This window comes from Wolbachia endosymbiont of Drosophila incompta, assembly GCF_001758565.1.
In the GTDB taxonomy this organism is placed as follows: Bacteria; Pseudomonadota; Alphaproteobacteria; order Rickettsiales; family Anaplasmataceae; genus Wolbachia; species Wolbachia pipientis.
The window spans coordinates 289589-291798 of record NZ_CP011148.1 but is presented as its reverse complement, the minus strand read 5'-3'; the positions used below and the strand labels follow the sequence as shown (position 1 = coordinate 291798).

Sequence of the window (2210 nt, the reverse complement as noted above, 5' to 3'; positions counted from 1 at the left end):
ATTTGAATAATGCAAGAAAAGTGTTAGAAAATGAGGCTCTCTTGGAAGCTACAGCACAAGCGGAAAAGTCTGCCCAATCAGGTGCGAATTTTATAATGATAAGTGGCAATTGGCACCAGGGAATAATTGGTATAATTGCATCAAGGCTAAAGGAGCAGTTTCACTTGCCAACAGTAGTGATATCTTTAAATAATGGAATAGGAAAAGCAAGCTGTAGATCAATTTTGGGAGTTGATATCGGTGCTGCAGTCCTTTCCGCAAAGTTTATAAATTTGATTATTGAAGGTGGTGGCCATAGTATGGCGGCAGGATTTTCAATTAAAGAAGACAAAATAAATGATTTGCATGATTTTTTTACTGAAAGATTTTCAAACTCTATAAATGAGAAAACTTTAAAAGCTGATAGTATAGTAACTGCTAAAGCAATAAACTTATCTCTGTGGAACCAACTGCAACGCTTGGGACCATTTGGAGTTGGAAATCCTGAACCAAGGTTTATTATCCAAGGAGCAAAGATAAGAAAGCCTGAAGTTATAGGAGTTGACCATATAAAATGTTTTATTGCTGATGATAATGTTATGGTAAGAGCTATTGCATTTCGTTCTGCAAATACTCATCTTGGCTCTGCTATCATGCAGGGTAATGTTAAAGCTATTTTGGGTAAAATCTCTATGAATTACTGGAATGGCAATGAATTTGTACAATTTTTAATAGAAGATGTATTGACCATAAGTTGAGTGTATCTGTTCAGCAGAGTGGCAAAATAGGTAGACAAGATAAACCAAAAAATCGAGAAAAAGTGAGTTTACAACAACTGGTGTCATGAAATTATCTGACACTGATTTCCATCCAAGAGGGTGTCATCCCAGTGCTCCTATAATGTCATCCCAGTGCGTGACACTGGGATGACACCCTACTTAACCGTCATACCGCGATTCATTCGCGGTATCTCTTAGCCGCTAACAAGTAGCGGGATGACGAGCTTATCGTCATGCCACTGCGAACCGTCATACCGCCGCGAACCGTCATACCGCGATTCATTCGCGGTATCTCTAGATCCCGCTAACAAGCAGCGGGATGACGGTTGTCGTTTAGCCATAAACATTAAAAAATTTACCAAATGAAAAAAAAGGCAAAAGAAACCCTAGTCATTGTCTATTTTCAGTATTGGCGTTTTTAAGTCTTAAACACTGCAATTTAGCTGCTTTTGAATGCAACTAACCTACGCTGCAAATGTTTAAGAAATTTACTAAGCAGAAAAAAAGGCAAAAGAAACCCCGTGTTAGCTAGTTGTCACTCTCTAATCCTGCAAATTGGCGTACTATACTGTCTTAAACGACTTATAAGCGCGTTTCAGCTTATATAGGTAAAAACCCAGAAATGTTGTGAAGACATAAGGTGCACATAGTGCAAAAAATTAAAAATAAGACGCCAACTACGTTGTTTTCTTGCTGTTTAATCTGCACAGATGAAGATAACTGAATACCTTCAATACCATGATAAGGGGGCTGGCGGAGTTTGTCAAGCAAGTTTTTCGTTTCTATATGGGCTACCTTAAGACTTCAACGTCTTAACGCACTTGACCCCACCAGCATATAAATTTGCATGGCTCTTTCCAGTATTAAGCAATGCAAATCCAATGTTGTCTACACTAGAGCGCAGTTCCCCTATTTCCTCATTGTTTTCATTTGTCACTTTAGTGCCAATATCTGGAAGTGCGTTATCCCCCTCAACAAGGTAAAGTTTTCTTCTGAATATTTCTTGTCTGCTCATTCGATTTACAACTTCCTGACCTATATAACACCCCTTATTAAAGCTTATACCGTTTACTTTATCGATTAAAAATTGCAGCGGAAACGATGAATTCTGCACCATATCTTTCGCTCCATCTGGAACGAGATTTTGAATTCTGACTTTTTCATACTGAGTAAAATCCCCAACCGGCTCTTTCATTTCATCTTTATGTATGATCCTCATTCCTAGCAGCTTGTGCCTTGGATCTTGAAAAATAACTTGTGACTTACTACTACACTCCGCCAACTTAGTATTAAACAAAACCCCAACCTTATATAGTGCACTAACGTCTTTAATCTTTACCCTCAAATAAGTTTTAAGTAAATCTAGTTTCTCGATTATTTGCTGCAAGTGCATGTTTTCGCACTCCAAGAGGGTGTATTTACCATATTCAATAAGAAAAAAATCATATAGAT

The 2210-nt window shown here is 37.8% G+C and carries 2 protein-coding genes; one reads left to right on the top strand and one right to left on the bottom strand.

Going from position 1 to position 2210, the window contains the following annotated elements; genetic code table 11:
- Positions 1–737 (top strand): DHHA1 domain-containing protein (locus tag WG67_RS08085; protein ID WP_458694967.1); only part of this gene is annotated, 737 nt, incomplete at its 5' end.
- An 817-nt stretch (positions 738–1554) separates the two neighbouring features.
- Here the strand turns inward: WG67_RS08085 and ygfZ are convergent.
- Positions 1555–2210: CAF17-like 4Fe-4S cluster assembly/insertion protein YgfZ (gene ygfZ / locus WG67_RS01350; protein ID WP_458694966.1), on the bottom strand; the 656-nt coding region annotated here is incomplete at its 5' end.